Source organism: Brevundimonas sp. Leaf280 (assembly GCF_001422455.1).
GTDB lineage: Bacteria > Pseudomonadota > Alphaproteobacteria > Caulobacterales > Caulobacteraceae > Brevundimonas.
On the sequence record NZ_LMNC01000005.1, the window covers coordinates 38,019 to 58,196 of the forward strand.

22 protein-coding genes are annotated in these 20,178 nt (G+C 67.7%); 12 read left to right on the top strand and 10 right to left on the bottom strand.

Annotated features, from left to right (window positions below):
• Positions 1-80: 80 nt before the first annotated feature.
• The 4 genes from ASF31_RS09960 to ASF31_RS09975 are packed head-to-tail and all read right to left on the bottom strand — an operon-like array spanning position 81 to position 3,252.
• Complete coding sequence (locus ASF31_RS09960; RefSeq protein WP_055754511.1) at positions 81-722, bottom strand: phosphoribosylanthranilate isomerase; 642 nt, start codon at positions 720-722, stop codon at positions 81-83.
• A 40-nt stretch (positions 723-762) separates the two neighbouring features.
• Positions 763-1,515: a pseudouridine synthase gene (locus ASF31_RS09965; protein ID WP_055754512.1), complete on the bottom strand. Its 753-nt coding sequence runs from the start codon at positions 1,513-1,515 to the stop codon at positions 763-765.
• A 32-nt stretch (positions 1,516-1,547) separates the two neighbouring features.
• Entirely contained in the window at positions 1,548-2,447 is a 900-nt protein-coding gene (locus ASF31_RS09970; RefSeq protein ID WP_055754513.1) for a class I SAM-dependent methyltransferase, read from the bottom strand.
• Between the two features lie 4 nt (positions 2,448-2,451).
• Positions 2,452-3,252: an undecaprenyl-diphosphate phosphatase gene (locus ASF31_RS09975; protein ID WP_055754691.1), complete on the bottom strand. Its 801-nt coding sequence runs from the start codon at positions 3,250-3,252 to the stop codon at positions 2,452-2,454.
• A gap of 138 nt (positions 3,253-3,390) precedes the next feature.
• On the opposite strand from ASF31_RS09975, the gene ASF31_RS09980 reads away from it, so the two are divergent.
• On the top strand, positions 3,391-4,383 hold the full coding sequence (locus tag ASF31_RS09980; RefSeq protein ID WP_055754514.1) for a cation diffusion facilitator family transporter: 993 nt from the start codon (positions 3,391-3,393) through the stop codon (positions 4,381-4,383).
• Positions 4,384-4,444: 61 nt separating this feature from the next.
• The gene (locus ASF31_RS09985) at positions 4,445-5,131 is read left to right on the top strand and encodes a glutathione S-transferase family protein (protein WP_055754515.1); all 687 of its coding nucleotides are present in this window, start codon (positions 4,445-4,447) and stop codon (positions 5,129-5,131) included.
• On the opposite strand, the gene ASF31_RS09990 is transcribed toward ASF31_RS09985, so the two are convergent.
• Complete coding sequence (locus tag ASF31_RS09990; protein WP_055754516.1) at positions 5,128-5,463, bottom strand: GIY-YIG nuclease family protein; 336 nt, start codon at positions 5,461-5,463, stop codon at positions 5,128-5,130. The genes ASF31_RS09985 and ASF31_RS09990 overlap by 4 nt on opposite strands.
• Positions 5,464-5,521: 58 nt before the next feature.
• On the opposite strand from ASF31_RS09990, the gene ASF31_RS09995 reads away from it, so the two are divergent.
• Positions 5,522-6,064: a DUF2239 family protein gene (locus tag ASF31_RS09995; protein WP_055754517.1), complete on the top strand. Its 543-nt coding sequence runs from the start codon at positions 5,522-5,524 to the stop codon at positions 6,062-6,064.
• 29 nt (positions 6,065-6,093) lie between these two features.
• On the top strand, positions 6,094-7,230 hold the full coding sequence (gene queG / locus ASF31_RS10000) for a tRNA epoxyqueuosine(34) reductase QueG (protein ID WP_055754518.1): 1,137 nt from the start codon (positions 6,094-6,096) through the stop codon (positions 7,228-7,230).
• Here the strand turns inward: queG and ASF31_RS10005 are convergent.
• Entirely contained in the window at positions 7,227-8,243 is a 1,017-nt protein-coding gene (locus ASF31_RS10005; protein WP_055754519.1) for an adenosine kinase, read from the bottom strand. The two genes, queG and ASF31_RS10005, sit on opposite strands and share 4 nt — an antisense overlap.
• A 92-nt stretch (positions 8,244-8,335) precedes the next feature.
• On the opposite strand from ASF31_RS10005, the gene ASF31_RS10010 reads away from it, so the two are divergent.
• Positions 8,336-9,208 carry a RimK family alpha-L-glutamate ligase gene (locus tag ASF31_RS10010; protein WP_055754520.1) on the top strand — a complete coding sequence of 291 codons (873 nt, stop codon included), beginning with the start codon at positions 8,336-8,338 and terminating at the stop codon, positions 9,206-9,208.
• Here ASF31_RS10010 and ASF31_RS10015 read toward each other — a convergent pair.
• Positions 9,205-9,657 carry a chemotaxis protein CheW gene (locus ASF31_RS10015; RefSeq protein ID WP_055754521.1) on the bottom strand — a complete coding sequence of 151 codons (453 nt, stop codon included), beginning with the start codon at positions 9,655-9,657 and terminating at the stop codon, positions 9,205-9,207. The two genes, ASF31_RS10010 and ASF31_RS10015, sit on opposite strands and share 4 nt — an antisense overlap.
• On the bottom strand, positions 9,657-11,159 hold the full coding sequence (locus ASF31_RS10020) for a methyl-accepting chemotaxis protein (protein WP_055754522.1): 1,503 nt from the start codon (positions 11,157-11,159) through the stop codon (positions 9,657-9,659). Before ASF31_RS10020 ends, ASF31_RS10015 begins: the two co-directional genes overlap by 1 nt.
• A 229-nt stretch (positions 11,160-11,388) precedes the next feature.
• Between ASF31_RS10020 and ASF31_RS10025 the strand changes: the two genes are divergently transcribed.
• Positions 11,389-11,814 carry a MarR family winged helix-turn-helix transcriptional regulator gene (locus tag ASF31_RS10025; protein ID WP_162233960.1) on the top strand — a complete coding sequence of 142 codons (426 nt, stop codon included), beginning with the start codon at positions 11,389-11,391 and terminating at the stop codon, positions 11,812-11,814.
• Here ASF31_RS10025 and nth read toward each other — a convergent pair.
• Positions 11,811-12,554: an endonuclease III gene (nth, locus tag ASF31_RS10030; protein ID WP_055754524.1), complete on the bottom strand. Its 744-nt coding sequence runs from the start codon at positions 12,552-12,554 to the stop codon at positions 11,811-11,813. The two genes, ASF31_RS10025 and nth, sit on opposite strands and share 4 nt — an antisense overlap.
• Positions 12,551-13,867 (bottom strand): NAD(P)/FAD-dependent oxidoreductase, encoded by a 1,317-nt coding sequence (locus ASF31_RS10035; protein ID WP_055754525.1) that lies wholly within the window; start codon positions 13,865-13,867, stop codon positions 12,551-12,553. The genes nth and ASF31_RS10035 overlap by 4 nt, the downstream gene beginning before the upstream one ends.
• Before the next feature lie 121 nt (positions 13,868-13,988).
• On the opposite strand from ASF31_RS10035, the gene ASF31_RS10040 reads away from it, so the two are divergent.
• The 6 genes from ASF31_RS10040 to ASF31_RS10065 all read left to right on the top strand — a co-directional run bounded on the left by ASF31_RS10040 (position 13,989) and on the right by ASF31_RS10065 (position 20,168).
• Positions 13,989-15,074: an HlyD family secretion protein gene (locus ASF31_RS10040; protein WP_055754526.1), complete on the top strand. Its 1,086-nt coding sequence runs from the start codon at positions 13,989-13,991 to the stop codon at positions 15,072-15,074.
• A complete protein-coding gene (locus tag ASF31_RS10045; RefSeq protein ID WP_055754527.1) occupies positions 15,071-16,681 on the top strand; it encodes a DHA2 family efflux MFS transporter permease subunit in 1,611 nt (536 codons plus the stop codon). The genes ASF31_RS10040 and ASF31_RS10045 overlap by 4 nt, the downstream gene beginning before the upstream one ends.
• Positions 16,681-17,298: a TetR/AcrR family transcriptional regulator gene (locus ASF31_RS10050; RefSeq protein ID WP_055754528.1), complete on the top strand. Its 618-nt coding sequence runs from the start codon at positions 16,681-16,683 to the stop codon at positions 17,296-17,298. The genes ASF31_RS10045 and ASF31_RS10050 overlap by 1 nt, the downstream gene beginning before the upstream one ends.
• 47 nt (positions 17,299-17,345) lie before the next feature.
• A complete protein-coding gene (locus ASF31_RS10055) occupies positions 17,346-18,119 on the top strand; it encodes a creatininase family protein (RefSeq protein ID WP_055754529.1) in 774 nt (257 codons plus the stop codon).
• A gap of 92 nt (positions 18,120-18,211) precedes the next feature.
• On the top strand, positions 18,212-18,586 hold the full coding sequence (locus ASF31_RS10060) for a phasin family protein (RefSeq protein ID WP_235551309.1): 375 nt from the start codon (positions 18,212-18,214) through the stop codon (positions 18,584-18,586).
• A gap of 286 nt (positions 18,587-18,872) precedes the next feature.
• On the top strand, positions 18,873-20,168 hold the full coding sequence (locus ASF31_RS10065; RefSeq protein ID WP_055754531.1) for a sodium:proton antiporter: 1,296 nt from the start codon (positions 18,873-18,875) through the stop codon (positions 20,166-20,168).
• Positions 20,169-20,178: the final 10 nt, after the last annotated feature.

Consider the following 20,178-nt stretch of genomic DNA (forward strand, 5'->3'; position numbering starts at 1 on the left):
GGAATCGGCGGCTTGGATGGGGGCCACGATGGGAGTTTGGGCGTTCACGGTTTCGACTTTCACGCGGAGAGGCGTCGCAATTACGACCGGCGCGCGTTTTGGATGAAGGTCGCGATCCGGTCGGCGTCCTTAACACCCGGCGCGCTTTCCACGCCAGAGGACACATCGACCATGGGCGCGCCCGTAATCCTCAGCGCCTCGGCCACATTGTCCGGGTTCAGACCCCCGGCCAAGAACCACGGACGGAGAAAGGCGCGGCCGGACAGAAGGGTCCAGTCGAAGCTGTGTCCCACCCCGCCGGGCAGCGCCGACCCCTCCGGCGGCTTGGCGTCGAACATCAGATGATCGGCATGATCATGCCACGCATCGGCGGCGGCGAAGTCGTCCGCCTGCCGGATCGGCAGGGCCTTGATCACACCCGCCCCCGTCAGCGCCCGCACGCGCTCTGCCCGCACCGGCGCCTCAGACCCATGCAGCTGGATGAAGTCGGGCCTCAGCGTCAGGGCGATCTGTTGCAGCAGGGCGTCGTCGGGATCGACCGTCACCGCCACGATCTTCGCCCGCCCCCGCGCCCGCTCGAACAGGGCCGCGGCGGTTTCGGGATCCAGATGGCGCGGGCTTTTGGGAAACACCACCGCCCCCACGAAGTCCGCCCCGCCCTGCAGGGCGACGTCCAGCTTGTCCGACGTGGTCAGGCCGCAGATCTTGATCTTGGTGGTCATCCTTCGACCTGCGCGTCCGATCCCGCAGGCGTCAAGAGCTTCAACCCAGGCTCTCGGGCGCCGTGAAGATCGATGCGACCTCATCCGCCGTCGCCAGCCGCCACTGACCGGGCGCCAGATCGGCGGGCAGGACCAGTCCGCCCAGCCGTTCGCGATGCAGGGTCTCGACGTGGTTGCCGGCGGCCGCGAACATCCGGCGCGCCTGATGATAGCGCCCCTCCGTCACCGTCAGCAGGGCCTCGGTCGGCGACACCACCTCCAGCACCGCCGGCGCAAGCGGTTTGTCCTCACCCTCCAGGACCAGCTCGCCCGAGGCGAACAGCGCGCCTTCCGTGCCCGTCAGAGGCCGCGCCAGACCCGCCCGGTAAACCTTGGCCACATGGCGTTTGGGACTGATCACACGGTGCAGCAGATCGCCGTCGTCGGTCAGCAGAAGCAGGCCCGTCGTCTGCTTGTCCAGCCGTCCGATGGTCGAGATGGCGGGATCGCGCGCCCGCCACCGTCCCGGCAGGATGTCATAGACCAGCGCCCCCTCTTCCTTGTGTGAGCAGGTCATGCCCAGCGGCTTGTTCAGCAGGATCACCAGCCCCTGCACGGGGTCCAGCGGCTCGCCGTCGATCTCCATTCGCGTGGGCAGGTCCGGCGTCACCGCAATGCGTTTGGACACGTCCGTCAGGTCCGCCCCGTCCAGCACGATGCCGCCCGCCTTGGCCATCCGCGCCATTTCGGCGCGTGATCCATAGCCCATCGAGCCCAGCAGACGATCGACCCTCGACGTCGGGGTTTTCTTCATGCGCTATCGCCCTTCGGACTGCTTGAGCGCGGTCACTTCACCGCCTCGAACAGCTTGTAGCCGCCCGCCTCGGCGACCAGCCGCACCCGTTTGAACGCCGCGTTCAGCTCGGCCTCATAGGGCAGGTGCCGGTTGGCGACGACCCAGGCGACGCCGCCCTTCTTCAGAAGTTCCGCCGCCTTGCGGATGAAGGCCTGACCCAGCCGACGGTCCTCGGCCCCACCGTCGTGGAAGGGCGGATTGCTGACCACGAAATCCTTGTCGCCCTTGGCCTCAAGGGTGCGGGCATCCGACCACCAGACCTTGGCGCGGTCGTCCTCGATATTGCGGCGAGCGGCCTGGATGGCGCGGCGATCCAGATCGACCATCTTCAGTTTGCTCACGGCGGGCGAGCGCAGCACCACGATCGACAGCGCGCCATAGCCGCAGCCCAGATCGACCCCCTCGCCCTTCATCGCCGGCAGATGTTCGGCCAGCAGCGCCGAACCCGGATCGATCCGGTCCCAAGCGAATACGCCGGGCTGCGACCAGGCCTCCAACCCCGGCACGATCTGCGGACCGCCCGCGGCGATGGCCTGGTCCAGCCCCTCGACCGTTTCGGGTCGAATGACGATGCAGCGGCGATGGTGCGCTTTGGCGGTCTCGGCGGCGTCGAGGCCGAACGTCTTCAACTCCTTGCCCAGGCGCGATCCGCCCCTGTCCTTGGGCGCCATGACGTCCAGCCGTCCGCCGACCTTCAGCGCCTTCAACGCCAGGGCCAGCACATAGCGCCGCTCCAGCACGCCGGGCGGGGCGCAGATCGTGACGCTGTCGGCCGAGCCAGGGTCCTGCGCCTCCAGCGCAGCCGAGTCCGGGATCAGGGGCGATGTCTGGGTCGCATCGCCGGGCGGATCGAAGACGACCGGCGGGCGGCCGTACAGAAGCGTGGTCATGGTCTCAGAACCCCGCCTGCAACAGCACCAGACCCACGACCCCGACCACGATACGCCACCAGGCGAAGACGCCGAAGCCGCGCTTGGACACGAAATCCAGCAGGAACCGCACCACGGCCAGGGCCGAGATAAAGGCCACGACGAAACCCACGACGATCAGGCCGATGTCGCTGAAATCCAGCGTCTTGTGGTTCTTCAGCAGGTCATAGGCCACCGCCGCCCCCATGGTGGGCAGGGCCAGGAAGAAGCTGAACTCGGCCGCCGACCGCTTGTCGGTCTTCAGCAGCAGCCCGCCGGCGATGGTGGCGCCGGAACGCGACACGCCGGGGATCATGGCCAGGCACTGGAACAGGCCGATCAGGAAATAGATCCGCATCGGATAGGCCTCGGCGTCCAGCCATTTGGGCTTCTTGTCCATCCGGTCCAGCAGCAGCAGGATCACCCCGCCGACGATCAGGGCGATGCACACCACCTGCGGCGTCTCGAACAGCACCGTCTTGATGAAGTCATAGGCCAGGAAACCGATCACGACAGCCGGCGCGAAGGCGACCAGCAGCCCGATCAGGAACCGGCGCGCCTCGGCGTCGAAGGGCCAGCGTGTCGCCAGGGTCCACAGCTTCTTGAAGTAAACGCTGACGATGGCCAGCAATGCGCCCAGCTGGATCACGATCTCGAACGTCTTGCCCGCGCTCTCGAAGCCCATGAAATGGCCCAGCAGCAGCATATGGCCGGTGGACGAGACGGGAATGAACTCGGTCAGCCCCTCGACCAGACCCAGAATAATGGCGGCAAGCCAGTCCGACATGAGACCCTCGAAAACCAATGCGCCCGGAACGCGCCGCGCCCGGATGCCTTCCCCCTAGAGCATGATCGTTTCTGACGGAACGACCCGTTTGGGCCAGCGGTTGGCTTTCAGCCACGATTGCGCGAGAAGAAGGCGACAATGACGACGCCCGCCCCCGCCCCCGCCTCGCTCGACGACGCCCATCTGGCCACGCGCCGCATCACCCGCCTGTCGGTCGGGGTCGCGGTGGTGCTGATCGCGATGAAGGCCTTTGCGCTGGGCGCCTCAGGATCGGTCTCCATCCTGGCGACCCTGGCGGATTCGGTTCTGGATCTGGCGGCGTCCCTGACCACCTTCTTCGCCGTGCGCTGGGCCGCCGCGCCGGCTGACGAGGACCATCGCTATGGCCATGGCAAGGGCGAGGCCTTGTCCGCCCTGGTCCAAGCCGGGCTGGTCTTCGCCTCGGCTATCTTCATCGCCTGGGAGGGGGTGCAGCGCATCTTCGATCCCCTTCCCGTAACCGCCGGCCTGTGGGCGAGCGGGATCGTGGTCGCCACCATCGTCATCACGGCCTGGCTGGTGTGGATGCAGACCCAGGCGCTGAAGAAGACCGGCTCCGTCGCCGTCGCCGGCGACCGCGCCCACTATGCGGCGGACCTCGCCGCCAACGTCGTGGTGCTGATCGGCGTGATTTCAGGCGCCTTCCTGGGCGCGCCGGGACTGGATGCGGCCGCAGGCATCGTCGTCGCCGTCTGGCTGTTCTGGGGCGCGACGGGCATGTTGAAGGCCGCCGCCGATCACCTGCTGGACCGCGCCGTGCCCGAGGCCGACCGCGCCGCCATCACCAAGGCCGTCCTGGCCGACCCCCAGGTCTTCGGCGTGCACCAGCTGCGCACCCGCATGTCCGGTCAGGTGATGATGATCCAGATGCATGTCGATCTGGACGCGCACCAGACGCTGGACGCCGCCCACGCCATCGTCGTCGCCGCCGAGAACCGGGTGCTGGCCCAGTATCCCGCCGCCGACATCTTGATCCACGCCGACCCGCGCGGCCACGCCCGTCCGCTGCCCGCGATCCCGGCTGCTGCCCCCGCCGATCCGCAAGCCAGCCCCGCCCCGACCGGCCCCGCGCCCAAGGGGCCCTGGTCCTGACCTTGCGTCCAATTTCAATGCAGTAAACGCGCATTAACGGGTCGGGGCGCATCAACCGCAGATGGCCGACCCTTGCGTTCTCTTCCACTTCGCCTTCCAGCCCGCCTCGCGCGCCGCGCGACTGGCGCTGGGAGAGGCGCGGATCGAATGGACCGACACCCCGGTCCGTCCGTGGGAGGACGATTGCCCGGTCAATGACTTCAATCCGTCCGGCCTGCCGCCGGTGATCCAGACGATGGATCGCGGCCGTCCGCTGGTGCTGTGCGAACTGCCCGCCATCCTGGGCTGGATCGAGGATCAGCAAAAGGGGCCGCTGCTGCTGCCCGCCGACCTCGCCGAACGCGCCGAGGCGCGCCGACTGACTGGCTGGTTCGAGCGCCGCTTCATGGACGAGGTCGACGCCGTCCTGCTGCACGAGCGGATGGAAAAACCGCTGCTCAAGCTGGGCCCGCCCGAAGCCCGCGCCCTGCGCGACGGGCGCGACGCGCTGAAATCCCACCTCGCCATGCTGGAAGACCTGGTCGCCGCGCGCGACTGGCTGGCCGGCCGCCGCCTGTCCCAGGCCGATCTGATCGCCGCCGCCCACCTGTCGGTGCTGGACTATTTCGGCGAAATCCAGTGGAAGACCTGGCCCGGTCTGAAGACCTGGTACTCCAAGCTCAAATCCCGCCCCTGCTTCCGCCCCCTGCTCGGCGATCGCTTCGTCGGCGTGCCGCCCTCGGCCTGGTACGCCGATCTGGATTTTTAAAGCGCCTCGGCGCCCAACCGGGCGATCCACAGCTTGGCGCGACTGACCAGTTGGTCCTTGCGCCGCATGTCCGAGATGTCTTCCGGCAGGCGGTCCAGCTGTTCGAAGCGGAAATCCTCGGGCGTGTGCGCCTTCCACGCCGCCTGAAGCGACCGATACGGACTGCCGCCGTGGCGCAGCGCAAACCACAGGCCGTTCTGTTCTGTGTCGATGTGGCGGCTCTTGCCGACCCAGGCCTGACCTGTCGCGCTGCAGATCACGGCATAGACCCCGGCGATGGTCGCGCGCTCCTTATATTCGGCGATCAGGCTCTTGCGATTTGTCGGAGTCATGGCGCTCTCTTATTTATCCGGGTATAAACATGACAGACAATTTTATCCGGGTAAATACATGAACGATGAAGATCGCGATCTGGTCCTGTTCGACGGTCCCCGCCGCATCGCCAGAGGCTCGGACGCCGCCGTGGCTGCCGCTTTCCGCAAGGCCCTGGCGGCCTCGCCTCAAGCCGCGCTGCGCGTGTTCGATCTGGCGACCGGTCGACCGGTCGACCTGGCCCTCCGCGAACAAGAACCGGCTCCGGCTCCAAAGCGCGGCCGTCCGCGTCTGGGCGTCGCCGCGCGCGAGGTCACGCTGTTGCCCCGTCACTGGGACTGGCTGGCGACCCAGCCGGGCGGCGCCTCGGCCGCCCTGCGCCGTCTGGTGGAGCAGGCGCGCAAGACCGGCGCCCACGACGATGCGCGCCGCCGCCGCACCGACGCCACCTACGGCTTCATGGTCGAGATGGCCGGCGACGCCCCCGACTTCGAAGAGGCCAGCCGCGCCCTGTTCGCGGGCGATCGCGACCGTTTGACCGCCCTGATCGCCCCCTGGCCCACTGACATTCGGGCCGAGATTCTCGAATTGTTCGACGGCGATGCGGCATCCAGCGATTGACAAAGACGTCTCTCAGCCACTGCGTGCAAATGAGACTTCATGCTATCCCCCGCCTCGTGTCCGACCGCCTGAAAACCTTCATCCGCCAGCGCGCGGCCGAGCTGGGCTTCGATGTCTGCCGGTTCGCCTCGGCGGCCGACGCCTGGCCGGCGGGCGAGCGGCTGCGGCGTTTCGTGGACGAAGGCCGGCATGGCGACATGGAATGGATGGAGACGACGCTGGATCGCCGCCAGCACCCCACCGCCATGTGGGACGAGGCCAGGACCGCCATCGTCCTGGGCATGAACTACGGCCCCGAGGAGAACCCGCTGGACCAGTTGGCCGACCGTTCGGCCGGATACATCTCGGTCTATGCGCGCGGCGACGACTATCACGAGGTCATCAAGGGCCGGCTGAAACAGCTGGCCGGCCAGATCGCCGCCCGCAATGGCGCGGACATCAAGGTCTTCGTCGACACCGCCCCCCTGATGGAAAAGCCCCTGGCCCAACGCGCCGGCCTGGGCTGGCAGGGCAAGCACACCAATCTGCTCAGCCGCACCCACGGCAACTGGCTGTTCCTCGGGACCATACTGACCGCCGCCGAGATCGAGCCGGACGCGGCGGAGACCGAACATTGCGGCCGCTGCACCGCCTGTCTCGACGCCTGTCCGACGAACGCCTTCCCCGCCCCGTTCCAGCTCGACGCCCGGCGCTGCCTGTCCTACCTGACCATCGAGTTCGCCGATCCCTGGCCGGTGGAGTTCCGCACCCTGACCGGATCGCGCATCTATGGCTGCGATGACTGTCTGGCGGTCTGCCCGTGGAACAAGTTCGCCCAGGAAGCGCGCGAGATCCGGCTTCTGCCGCGCGAGGCCTTCGAAAGCCCGCGCCTGCACGACCTGCTGGCTCTCGACGACGCCGCCTTCCGCGCCCTGTTCACCAAGAGCCCGGTCAAACGGATCGGCCGTGACCGGTTTTTGAGGAACGTCCTCTACGCCGTCGGCAACTCCGGCGATGCGTCCCTGATCGCCCCGGCGCAGGCCCTGCTGACCGACCGCTCGCCCCTGGTGCGAAGCGCGGCTGTCTGGGCGCTGTCACAACTGACGCCGCCCGACGCGTTCGCGGCCCTGGCCAAGGCGACGACCGAAACCGACCCCATGGTCCTGATGGAATGGCGGCGACCTTAGAGCTTCAGCCCGTGCTCAGCGGCCAGATCGACCAGCTTCACCATCGGGCGCGGGCCCCAGTGGGCGATGACTTCCGACGCCGCCAGCGAGCCCAGCTTGCCGGCCTCTTCAAGCGTCAGGCCGCGCGCAAGGCCCAGCAGGAAGCCGGCGGCGTACTGGTCGCCGGCGCCGGTGGTGTCGATCACCTTGGCGACCGGATAGGCGGCGACGACGACGCGCTCGTCGCCCTTGATCACGACCGAGCCGTGCTCGCCGCGCGTGACGGCGGCGATCTCGACGATGGCGGCCAGTTGCGCGGCGGCGGCGTCGAAGTCTTCGGTTTCGAACAGGGCGCCCAGTTCGGCCTCATTGGCCAGGACGATGTCGGCGGACTGGGTGATGAAGTCCAGAAGTTCGGCGCGCCAGCGGGCGACGACGAAGGTGTCCGACAGGGTGATGGCGACCTTGCGGCCCGCCTTGTGCGCGGCGGCGGCGGCGCGTTCGAAAGCGGCGCGGGCGGGCGCCGGATCGAAAAGATAGCCTTCCAGATAGACGATCTCGCTGGCGCCGATCAGGGCCTCGTCAATGTCGTCGGCATACAGCTGGTTTGCGGCGCCCAGGAAGGTCGCCATAGTCCGCGCGCCGTCCGACAGCACATTGATCAGGCAGCGGCCGGTGCCGAAGCCCTGATCCGCCCCGCCCGTCAGGACAGGCGTGTCGAAATGCACGCCGGCGGCGCGGATGTCGTGGGTGAAGACCTGGCCCAGGGTGTCGTCCGCGACCTTGCCGATATAGGCCGCGCGACCGCCGAACGAGCCGACGCCCGCCACGGTGTTGCCAGCCGAACCGCCCGAGGCCTCGACGCCCGGCGCCATGGCGTCATACAGGGCGGCGCTGCGTTCGGCGTCCACCAGCTGCATGGAGTTGGGGGCCAGGTCCTGGGCGGTCAGGAAGGCGGCGTCGCAAGGGCTTAGGACATCGACGATGGCGTTGCCGACGGCGCAGACGTCATATTGGGCGGTGTTCTGGGTCATGGTCGCGCCTTAGCGGTTGAATGACGGCGCGTCATCCGAAATCACATAAGGAAGCCCTTATATGCCTGGCGACACTTCGGTATGAGAGCCGTATGACCCAGATCGCCGTCCTGATCCCCGATCCGTCCGACCGATCCTACATCGGCCGCTGGCCCGAAGTGCTGGAGCGGCTGAAGGCGACGCTGGAAAGCACCGGCGCGACGGTTTCGCCGACGCCCTGGACCGATCACGCGGAGGACGCCTCGGGTCTGGCGGCCTACGACCTGATCCTGCCGGTCATCGCCTGGGGCTATCACCGCGATCATGACCGCTGGCTGAAGGCTTGCGCGACGTGGAGCGAGGCTGGCCTGGCGGTCGCCAATCCGGCCGAGGTGCTGCGCTGGAACTCCGACAAGACCTATCTGGCGCGGCTGGCGGACAGGGGCGCGCCGATCCCGCCGACGCGCTGGACCGACCGCGTGACCCAGGATCAGGTGGACGCCGCCTTCGCCGAGACGGGCGCACCGGTGCTGATCGTCAAACCCACGGTGTCGGCCGGGGCGTTTCGCACCCTGCGCCTGGCTCCGGGCGAGGTGTTGAGCGATGCGCCCGAGGGCGCGGCGATGATCCAACCCTATCTGAAGTCGATCGAAACCCAGGGCGAGACCTCGCTGCTGTTCTTCGGCGGCCGGTTCAGCCATGCGGTCAACAAACGGCCGGTGGCGGGCGACTTCCGCATCCAGGTCCAGTTCGGCGGCCTGTATACGGCCGTGACGCCGGATGCGGCGGCGATGGCCTTGGCCGAGCAGGTGCTGGCCGCCATCGACGAACCGCTGCTCTATGCCCGCATCGACATGGCCCGCGACGACGCCGGTCGATGGGTGCTGATGGAGGCCGAACTGATCGAACCGGACTTCTACCTGGACCACGACCCCGCGAACGGCGCCGGCTTCGCCGAGGCCGTCAAAGCGCGGCTTGAGCCTTAAGCCGCGTCGCGCACGGGCGGCAGCAGATTGTCCAGGTCGAGCAGGCTGATCAAGGCGCTGTCGACGGCGAAGACGCCGGAGACGACGCCTGCACCCTGAGCTTCGCCCATATTCGGCGGGTCCTGACGCGCCGCATCGTCCAACTGCATGATGTCCGACACGCCTTCGACCAACAGGCCGACTGTGCGTTCGCCGCAGCGGACGACGACGATGGCGTGGCGCGCGGACGGCTCGGTCGTGGGCAGGCCCAGCCTGACCGCCAGATCGATAATCGGCAGCACCGTCCCGCGCAGATTGACCACGCCCCTCATATAGGCCGGCGCTCCGGGCAGAGGCGTGGTCGCCGTCCAGCCCCGGATCTCCAGCACCGAGGTGATGTCGATGCAGAAGGCCTGGTCCCCGACGCGGAAACCGACCAGTTCACGCTGGCCTGGCGCACGGTTCGTCATCAGAACTCTTCCCAATCCGACTGAACTGCGGCCACAGCCGCCCTTCCGCCGCCGCCGGCCGCCATGCGAGCTCGCGCAGGGGCGGCGTGGGCGCGGGCGAAGCTTTCGACCCGCGCCTGAGCCTTGTGGACGGCTGTCGGCGCCGCGGCGACCTGGCTGGTCTCGAAGCGGCCGACCAGATCGGCCAGTTCGGCGGCCTCGCGGCTCAGGCTCAGACTGGCGGCGGTCGACTGCTCGACCATGGCCGCGTTCTGTTGAGTGACCTGATCCATCTGGTTCACGGCGGTGTTGACCTCGGCCAGACCCACCGCCTGCTCCTGAGTCGAGGCGCGGATTTCGCTCATCAGGGTCGTGATCTCTTCGATCCGCCCCGCAATGCCGGTCAGAGCCTCGCCCGACTGACGCACCAGAACCACCCCGTCCTTGACCTGGCTGGAACTGGCCGAGATCAGCGTCTTGATCTCCTTTGCCGATTCCGCCGACCGCTGGGCCAGCGCTCGGACCTCGGAGGCGACGACGGCGAAGCCGCGACCGGCCTCGCCTGCACGCGCGGCCTCGACCCCGGCGTTCAGGGCCAGGAGGTTGGTCTGGAAGGCGATCTCGTCGATCACGCCGATGATCTGGCTGATCTCGTTGGAGGACCGTTCGATCTCGCCCATGGCCGCGACGGCCTTCTGAACAACCGCGCCGCCGGTCTCGGCCTGGCTGCGCCCTTGGGTGACGACAGTGTCGGCCGCTTGGGCGTTCTCAGCGGTCTTGCGCACGGTCGCGGTGATCTGATCCAGCGCGGCGGCGGTTTCCTCCAGGCTGGCGGCCTGTTGTTCGGTGCGACGCGACAGGTCTTCGGCCGCGCTGCTGATCTCATGCGCGCCCGACTGCATTGACTCGGCGTTCGTGCCGATCACCCCGACCGCCTCGTCCAGAGCGCCCATGGCCTGGTTGAAGTTGTCGCGCAGGACGGCGTAATCGCCGGGGAACTCATCCTGGATGCGATAGGACAGGTCGCCCGCCGCCATGGCCGACAGGCCCTTGGCCGTGCCTTCGACGACGGCGGCCTGAACCTGAGCGGCCTGACGGTCCGCTTCGGCCCGGCGTTCGCGCTCCTCTTCGACGGCGGTCACGTCCATGGCGAACTTGACGACTTTGTAAGGGCGGCCGTCGCTGTCCAGGATCGGATTGTAGCTGGCCTCGATCACCACGCGCTTGCCGCCCCGGCCGTAGCGCACGAACTTGTCCGCCACGAACTCGCCGGCGTTCAATCGTCGCCAGAACTCGGCATAGGCCGGCGTCTGCGCCTCGGCCGGATCGACGAACATCCGGTGATGCCGCCCCACGATGTCGCCGAGCGCATAGCCGACGACCGACAGAAAGTTCTGGTTCGCGTCCCGGATCGTGCCGTCCAGATCGAACTGAATCACCGCCTGGGAGCGATCGACCGCCGCCAACATGCTGCGCAGTTCAATAAGCTTACTGTCGTCTCTCGGCTTACTAAAAATACGCATCGGCAGATAACCTCTCAGGTGAATCTGGGAGCTTAATGCCACCTAAGCCGTTTAAAATATTAGCGATCTTGGTTAGCACGCTAACGCTCAACCTAGACGTTTATTATTTCGCGTCTCCACCCTCCCCATGGAACAGACCGCCTTTTGAATGGCGGAAGAGATCGTCTTGGCTCCGAACCAATCAAAATCAGCAGAGGTCTCGCGCGAGACGTTGCAGCTCAAAGTCGCGATGCAGGTCATGTTGACCGCACGACGATGGAAATCCTGGGTCGCGGAGAAGTTTCGTGACGCCGGCCACACCGGCGCGCCCACGCTCGTCCTCTATTATCTCGTTGACCAGCCCAAAGGCCTGACACTGTCGGAACTGTCGAGCCGCATGGAGTTGTCCGGCGCGTCGCTGACCCGGCTGGTTCAACGGCTGGAGAAGGATGGCATGGTCAGTCGGCGCCGGATGGTCGGCGACGGACGCTCCTGGCTGATCGTCATGGAGCCGGCCGGTCGCGCGGAGATGGAGGCGTTCGAAGTTCACGCCGCCGCCATGCGCCAACGGGTGTTCGAGAGCGTGTCCGAAGACGACTTGGCTGCCGCGCTCAGGGTGCTGGACGCCGTGGCGGCCAGACTGGCGGCCGGTCCGGACGCGCCCGCCCGCCCCTAGGCCGTCTCACCCAGCGCCATCAGGCCTGCCCGCGATGGGCACAGGTCGGCGATGATGCAGGACAGGCATTTGGGCTTGCGCGCCGTGCAGGTGTAGCGGCCATGCAGGATCAGCCAGTGGTGCGCCTTGGGCAGCCAGTCCTCCGGCACGACCTCGAACAACTGGGCCTCGACCTTGTCCGGAGTCCCGGCATTGGCCAGGCCCAGCCGATGCGAGACGCGAAAGACGTGGGTGTCCACGGCGATGGCCGCCTCGATCCCCAGCTCGTTCAGCACCACCGAGGCCGTCTTGCGACCCACGCCGGGCAGGGCCTGAAGATCGGCGCGGTTGAGTGGGACCTCGCCGCCATGCTGCTCCAGCACGATGCGGCTCAGCGCGATGACGTTCCGCGCCTTGCCGCGATAAAGGCCGATGGAGGCGATGTAGGGGATCAGCCCCTCCTCGCCGAGGGCCAGCATCTTCTCCGGCGTGTCCGCGACCTTGAACAGCCGCTCAGTCGCCTTGTTGACCGACACGTCCGTGGCCTGGGCCGACAGGGCGACGGCGACGACGAGGGTGAAGGGATTGGAGAAATCCAGCTCGGTCTTGGGCTCCGGCATGACGCTGGACAGGCGTTCGAAGATCGCCTCGACACGGTCCTCATTTGGCGGCCAGCGCAGCACGGGAATGGCCGCCCCGGTCATCACGGCCGGGCGTTTGACAGGCTTGGCGGCGGGCTTTCGGGCCTTGGCGGGCTTCATGCCTCGCTGTCGTCCTCGGGACGACGTGGGTCAAGACCCAAGGCAGTCAGGGCGGCGTCGGCGGCGCGCTCGCCCTCCATCCAGGCGCCGTGGGCTGTGCCGTAATAGACCGGCGCCGTGGCCTCGCCGGCCAGGAAAATGCGGTCCTCGACCGACGTGCGCAGCTTGGCCCGGTCCGCCGCATGGCCCGGCAGGGCGTGGGAATAGGCGCCGCGCGACCAGGGATCGACGCCCCATCCGCTGACCGCGACCGCCTCCAGCCGCCGGCGCATGTCCGATCCCAAGGCCGCGACCAGTTCGGACACGGCGAAGTCGAACAGGGCGGCCGGCTCCTGCGCCTCCAGCCCCCAGGCCAGGTCGGCGCCGAAATAGGCCTCGATCATCGGCCGCCCGAAGGGCCGCAGGTGATAGCCGCCGGTCTCGGCCGTATCGGTGCGGGTCCACAACTGGGTATCGGGCTGGAAATCGCCGGCGCCGCGCACGGTCATATGCACCTTGGACGCCAGGCCCAGCGGCACGCCCGTCGTCGCCTCGAGCAGGGCCGGAACCGGCGGATCGATGCGGATCGTCTCGCTGGAGATCAGGCTGTTGGGCACGGTCAGGATGACGATCCGCGCGGTCAGCTCGCCGCGATTGGTCTCCAGCCGCAGCACGGGTCCGGTACGGTCGATGCGGCTGACGGCGCAGTCCGTGATCGTGATGGGCGACACAGTCTCGCCCAGCCGCGCGATCAGGCGGCCATAGCCCTCGCGCACCCGCCAGTTCACGCCGCTGTCGCCATAGGCGTCGTAATCGAGGCTGGACACCTCGGAGAACCGTGCGCCGTTCAGGGCGCCGGAGATGGCGTCCATGCGCGGGTTCCAGCGACAGTCGAGATCGAAGAAATCGGACGCCGGACGATCCTCGCCCACTCCCGCGCGGACGAGGGCCGCCGCCTCGGTCACCCGCTGGTCGAAGGCGGCGAAGGCCTCGCCGAACTCGGTCTGATCCGCGCGGGTCATCTCGTGGTCGAAGGCCTGGGTGCGCCAGGGCGGCGGCGTCTGGTCCAGCGTCAGCCCCTCGGCCTGGACCCGTCCGGCCAGCACATTGTCATCGGCCGAATGCAGCCAGCCGCACCCCATATCCAGCCCTTCGCCCTCGGCCCGGACTGTCCAAGCGCGCCCGCCGATCCGGTCGCGGGCCTCCAGCACCAGAATCGACAGGCCGGGCCGCAGCAAACGGCGCGCTGCGGCGATGCCGGCGGCGCCTGCGCCGATCACCACGACATCGACCTGTGACGGCAGCGGCTGGGAGGCGGAGATGCGGGCGTTCATGGCGTTAGGACATACACGAAAACCGGTCGTGATCGGCGCCGTCCCTATCGCCTATTGATTTTTGGACGGCGGGGTCCATTTTAGCGCCGCTTCAAAACGCCGCACCTCCCCCGGATTTTCCATGTCGCCTGAACTTAAGAAACGCCTGCCGCTGTTCGCGGCCGCCCTCGTCGGCCTGGCCCTGATCGTGGGCGGCATCGTCTGGTGGGTGAACGGCCAGCGTTGGGAAAGCACCGACAACGCCTTCGTCCAGGCCGACACCACTTTGGTCAGCCCGCAACTGTCCGGCCGGGTCACCGAGGTTCTGGTGGGCGACAACCAGCGGGTCGCGGCAGGCCAGATCCTGGTCAAGCTGGACGATTCGGACCAAAAGGCTCAGCTCGCTCAGGCCGAGGCCAATCTGGCCGCCGCCATCGCCGCCGTCGGCCATGTCGACGCCCAGGCCGAGCAGGAACAGGCCACCATCGCCGCCCGAGCCGCCTCCGTCGCCCAGGCCAATGCCCAGGCCGGCCTGGCCCGCGCCGAGGTCGATCGTTACGGCAAGCTGGCCGAACAGGGCTGGGTCTCGCAACAGCGCATCCAGACCGAGCGCGCCTCGGCCGCCACCGCCGCCGCCAGCGTCCAGCAGGCCCAGGCCGCCCTGGTCGCCGAACAACGCACCGCCGGCGTGCTGGGCTCGACCCGCCAGCAGAGCGTCGCCGCTGTAGAACAGGCCCGCGCCGTCGTCGATCAGGCTCGCATCGCGCTGGAGCGCACCGTCATCCGCGCTCCGGTCGCCGGCGTCGTCGGCGCCCGCAGCGTGCGGCCCGGCCAGTATGTCAACGCCGGCACGCAACTGCTGTCGGTCGTGCCCCTGACCAACACCTACATCGTCGCCAACTTCAAAGAGACGCAGCTGGACAAGGTGCGCCTGGGTCAGAGCGTCGAGATTTCCGCCGATGCCTTCCCCGGCCGCAAGATCGAGGGCCGCGTGGACAGCTTCGCCCCCGCCACCGGGTCCGAGTTCGCCCTGATCCCGGTCGAGAACGCCACGGGCAACTTCACCAAGATCACCCAGCGCGTGCCCGTCCGCATCGTCGTCAGCGGCGCAGACCGAAGCCTGGCCCTGCGTCCCGGCCTGTCGGTGGACGTCAAGATCGACCTGAAGAGCCAGGGCGGCCAGAGCTTTGCCGAAGCCGCCACGACGACCGGAGCCGCAGGTCAGTGACCGCCGCCAACCCCGCCGCAGATGGCGGGGCCCCTGTCGCGCAAAAGGGTCCCGTCGCCGGCCATCCCGAGATCAACTGGACCATGCTGCTGCTGGGCTTCGCCGGCATGGTGGTGGGCCAGTTCATGGCCATTCTGGACATCCAGATCGTCGCCGCCTCTCTGCCCCAGATCCAGGCGGGGGTCGGCGCCTCGGCTGACGAGATCAGCTGGATCCAGACCGCCTATCTGATCCCCGAGGTGGTGATGATCCCCCTGTCCGGCTTCCTGTCGCGGCTGTGGGGGACGCAGCGGCTGTTTCTGGTCTCGTGCGCCGGCTTCGTGCTGATGAGCATCGCCACGGGCCTGTCGTCGTCGATCGACATGATGATCCTGTTCCGGGCCATTCAGGGTTTCGTGGGCGGGGCCATGATCCCGACCGTCTTCGCCGTCGCCTTCACCGCCTTTCCGCCTGACAAGCGCGTCACCGCCAGCGTGGTCATGGGCCTGATCGTCACCCTGGCGCCGACCGTCGGCCCCACGCTGGGCGGGCACCTGACGGAGTGGCTGAGCTGGCGCTGGCTGTTCTTCATCAACGTCGGGCCGGGCCTGCTGGTGCTGTTCCTAGTCGGTCGCTACGGCAACTTCGACAAGGGTGATCCGTCGCTAGCCAAGGGCTTCGATTGGTGGGGCCTGGGCCTGATGGCCGCCTTTCTGATGTCGATGCAGTTCGTGCTGGAAGAGGGCGCCAAGAACGACTGGTTCGACGACACCCACATCCTGTTGCTGACCGTCGTGGCGGCGGTCGCCGGACCGATCTTCATCTGGCGGTCCCTGACCTATCGTCAGCCGATCGTGGAGCTGCGCGCCTTTGGCAATCGCAACTTCCTGGTCGGGTTCATCATGACCTTCATCGTCGGTTTCGCCCTGTTCGGCGGCACCTTCCTGCTGCCGCTCTTCCTGGGCCGCGTGCTTGGTTATTCGTCGTCAGAGGTCGGCACCACCATGGTCGTGTCGGGGCTGGCCATGTTCGCCACCGGCCCCTTCGCCGGTCGACTGGTGCGTAAGCTGGATGCGCGGGTGCTGATGTTCGGCGGCTTCATGCTGTGCGCCTGGGGCATGTGGGAGGCGCGCGTCGTCACCGATGACTGGGGCTTCTGGAACTTCGCCTCGGTCCAGGCCTTCCGCGGCGTCGGCGTGATGCTGGCCATGATCGCGTCGCAGCAGGTGACGATGGCGACCCTGCCGCCGCACATGGTCAAGAACGCCTCGGGGCTGGTGAACCTGTCGCGCAACGTCGGCGGCGCCTTCGGCCTGGCGATCCTGAACACCAGCCTGACGTCCAACACGGCCCTGCACATGAGCGAACTGACCAGCGCCATCGGTCAGGGCGACCAGGCGATGCGCAACATGATGGCCGGCATGGCCCAGCGGTTCGCCGGCTCCATCGACCCGGCCGCCTCGGCGATGAAGGCCATCTATGGGATGTTGCAGAAACAGGCGACCACTATGGCGTTCGGCGACGCCTTCGCCCTGCTGGCCATCCTGTGCGCAGGCGCGGCCTTCGTCACCCTGGCCGCCCAGCCGGTGAAGGCCCAGGCTGGCGCACCGCCCTCGGACGTCCACTGATGGCGCGCCGTCGCGGACAGGTCGATGAGCGAAAGAGCGAGGCGATCCTGGACGCCGCCGCGACCCTGTTCGCCGACAAGGGGCTGCAAGCCAAGATGGACGAAATCGCCAAACTGGCCGGCGTCTCCAAACAGACGGTCTATAACCGCTTCGCCTCCAAGCTGGAGATCGCCCAGGCCCTGGCGTCAAAGCGCGTCGAGGATATCGTCGCCCCCCTGCGCGGCGCCGGCGATCCGCAGACGGTGCTGGAGACCCTGGCCCTGACGCTGCTGAACCGGGTGTGCAGCGGCGACAAGGTCGGCTCGATGCGCGGGGTTGCCCTGGTCTCGGTCGAGGCGCCTGACATCGCCCACGCCATCTATGAGGCCGGCCCGCGTCGCAGCCTGCGCGAACTGGGCGCCTGGCTGGCGGAACAGACGCGGCTGGGCCGGATGAGCGTCGCCGATCCGGAAGAGGCGGCTGAGATGTTCGCCGGCCTTGTGCTCGGCCACGGCCATCTGCGCGCCATGCTGGACGTGCCGCAGCTGGAGGCTGACAAACGCGCAGGCCGCGCCAGAGAGGCCGCGCGCATCTTCATGGCCGCCCATCCGCCCGCCACGGCCGCCAAGACTTCCTGAGCCCGGCGCGCTACAGTCGTCCCACCCTGTCGCCTGAGACCGCCTTCATGCTGATCCACCTGTCCTCCTGGCCCGAAATCGACGCCCGACTGAACGACGGCGGCCCGCTGTCCAGGACGGTGGTCGTGCCCATCGGCTCCAACGAGCAGCACGGGCCGACGGGGCTTCTGGGCACCGACTGGCTTTGCCCGGAGATCATCGCCCATGCTGCCGAGAAGACCGACGCCAACCTGATCGTGGCCCCGACCTTCAACATCGGCATGGCTCAGCATCACCTGGCCTTCGCCGGCACCATCAGCTTGCGCCCCTCGACCTTCATGGCCGCGATCACGGACTGGGTGTCGTCCCTGAGCCGTCACGGGTTCGAGCGGATTTACTTCCTGAATGGGCACGGCGGGAACGTCGCGACCATCGAGGCGACCATCTCGGAGATTTACGCTGAGTGGAGCTTCGTCGAGGACAGCCCGCCCTTCATCCTGAAGCTGAAGAACTGGTGGGACCTGCCCGGCGTCAATGGCCTGTGCAACCGCCTGTTTCCGACCGGCCACGGCATGCACGCCACCCCATCCGAGATCGCGGTGACGCAGGCCGCCTATCCCGAGCGGATCAAGACCGCCGACTACAGCCCGCAGATCGCGCCGAACGGGCCGATCCGCGACGCCCTGGACTATCGCGCCCGTTTCCCCGACGGCCGGATCGGGTCGGACCCGGCCCAGGCCAGCCCCGAGAAGGGCCAGCAGATCATCGACGCGGCGATCCCCGCCCTGTTGAGCGACATCGCGGCCTTCGCCGCAGAGACCCAACCTGGAGGTCCTCACTGACCCGCAAAACCCCCACAGCCGCCAGCGCAGCCGTCGTCGGCGCCGAGATCCTGGCCGCCTCGGCCGAGGTGATCGCGGCCCGGACCGGGCTGATGGCGCAGGGCCTGACCAGCGCCAAGGGGCAGGACTTCAAGGAGCTGTCGCTGATGAGCTCCGAGAAGACCGAGGCGCTGTCCGCCTCCGCCGACGCCTTGGCCGCCAGCGCCGGGGCCATCGGTCAGCGGCTTGGGCGTGTGGCGATGGACGAGGGCGCCCATGCCCTGCGAGCGGCGGCGGCCGTCACCCAGGCCCGCACCCCGGCCAAAGCGGCCGAGGCCCAGTTCAGCTATGCCATGGGCTGGTGGAGTCGGGCGGCGGCCCAGGCCATGACCCTGAACGGCGAACTTCTGAAGGCCCAGACCGAGGCCCTGGCCCCGATCCACAAGACGGCAATGGCCAACGCGAAGCGACTGCGCAAGAAGAGATAGACCCTTCTTTCAGCCGTCGTTCTCGCCCTGAAATGATGAGGATAGACCTTTACCGGCAAGGCGGAGCGCGGACGCTGCAAACGGACATGCCTATGGTCGGGATGGAAAGCAGACGAGGCTGTGGAGCCCTGCGGCGGCCGCTTTAGGCAGCGCAGAAGGGTCGTTTGCATCGGCGGTGGAGGGGTTGGCGGGCTCTCTCTGATGACGCTATTGCGCGGCGTCAGCGACCTTCTGGGCGCTGTCGCATTAGGCAAGCACGGTCTCGTCGACGGCCCCCCGGAGAGCCATGCCCGATCCCTATATCCTGATGCTGTTCGTGGTGGGGGCGCTGGTCGCTCTGGTGGCGTGGTTGCCGCTGGTGTTCCGGCGTGCGCCACTGTCGCTGCCGATCGTTTGCGTGATCCTCGGGGCCGTGATCTTCGCCCTGCCGCAGGTGGGGTTCGATCCGCTGCCTCAGACCTATCCCGACGTCACCGAGCGTCTGACCGAGTTCGTGGTGATCATCGCCCTGATGGGCGCCGGTCTGAAGATCGACAGGATTTTCAACCTGCGGCGCTGGGGGGTGACCTGGCGACTACTGGGCGTGACCATGATGCTGTCGATCGCGGCGATCGTGATCCTGGGCTGGACGGTGCTGGGACTTGGGCTGGCCGGGGCGATCCTGCTCGCCGGGACGCTGGCCCCGACCGATCCGGTGCTGGCCTCCGACATCCAGGTGGGAGCGCCGCGCGAAGGGCGAGAAGACGAGGTTCGGTTCGGCCTGACGTCCGAGGCGGGGCTGAATGACGGGCTGGCGTTTCCGTTCGTCAACCTGGCCATCGCCCTGGCGCTGGTGGCGTCGGGCCAGAAAACCGAATGGTTCGTGGAATGGCTGACCGTCAGCGTGCTGTGGGAGATCGGCGCGGGGCTGGGTATCGGCTGGGCGATCGGCTGGTTGTTCGGGTGGTTGACCTTTGCAATCCCGGTCCGCTCGCGACTGGCCGCGACACGCGACGGCTTCATCGTTTTGGCGGCGACCTTCATCTCCTATTCGGTGACGGAGATGCTGCACTGCTACGGGTTTCTGGCGGTCTTCATCACGGCGCTGGCGTTCCGGCATGCCGATCGGGACCACGATTTCCACGCCCAGATGCACGACTTCATCGAGCAGATCGAACGCATGGCGATGATGGTGGTGCTGGTCCTTTTTGGGGGAGCGCTGGTGTCGGGTCTGCTGGCGCCGTTGAGGCCGGTCGATGCGGCGGTGGCGGCTGTGATCGTGCTGGTCGTGCGACCCCTGACCGGCATGATCGGCTTGATCGGTTGGAAGCGACCTCTGCGCGAGAAGCTGATCCTGGCCTTCTTCGGCATCCGCGGCGTGGGGTCGTTCTACTATCTGGCCTATGGGCTGAACGCCGCGCCGTTTGAGGGCGGCGACCGCCTATGGGCCATCGTGGGTCTGATCTGCCTGATGTCGATCCTGCTGCATGGGATCACCGTCACGCCGGTCATGCGATGGTTCGACCGCAGCCAGGGTCGCGATCCGGATGCCGATGCGGATGGGCTAGAGGCCGAGACGTCAGGGCGCGGCGCATCAGCGTAAGGCCCAAACC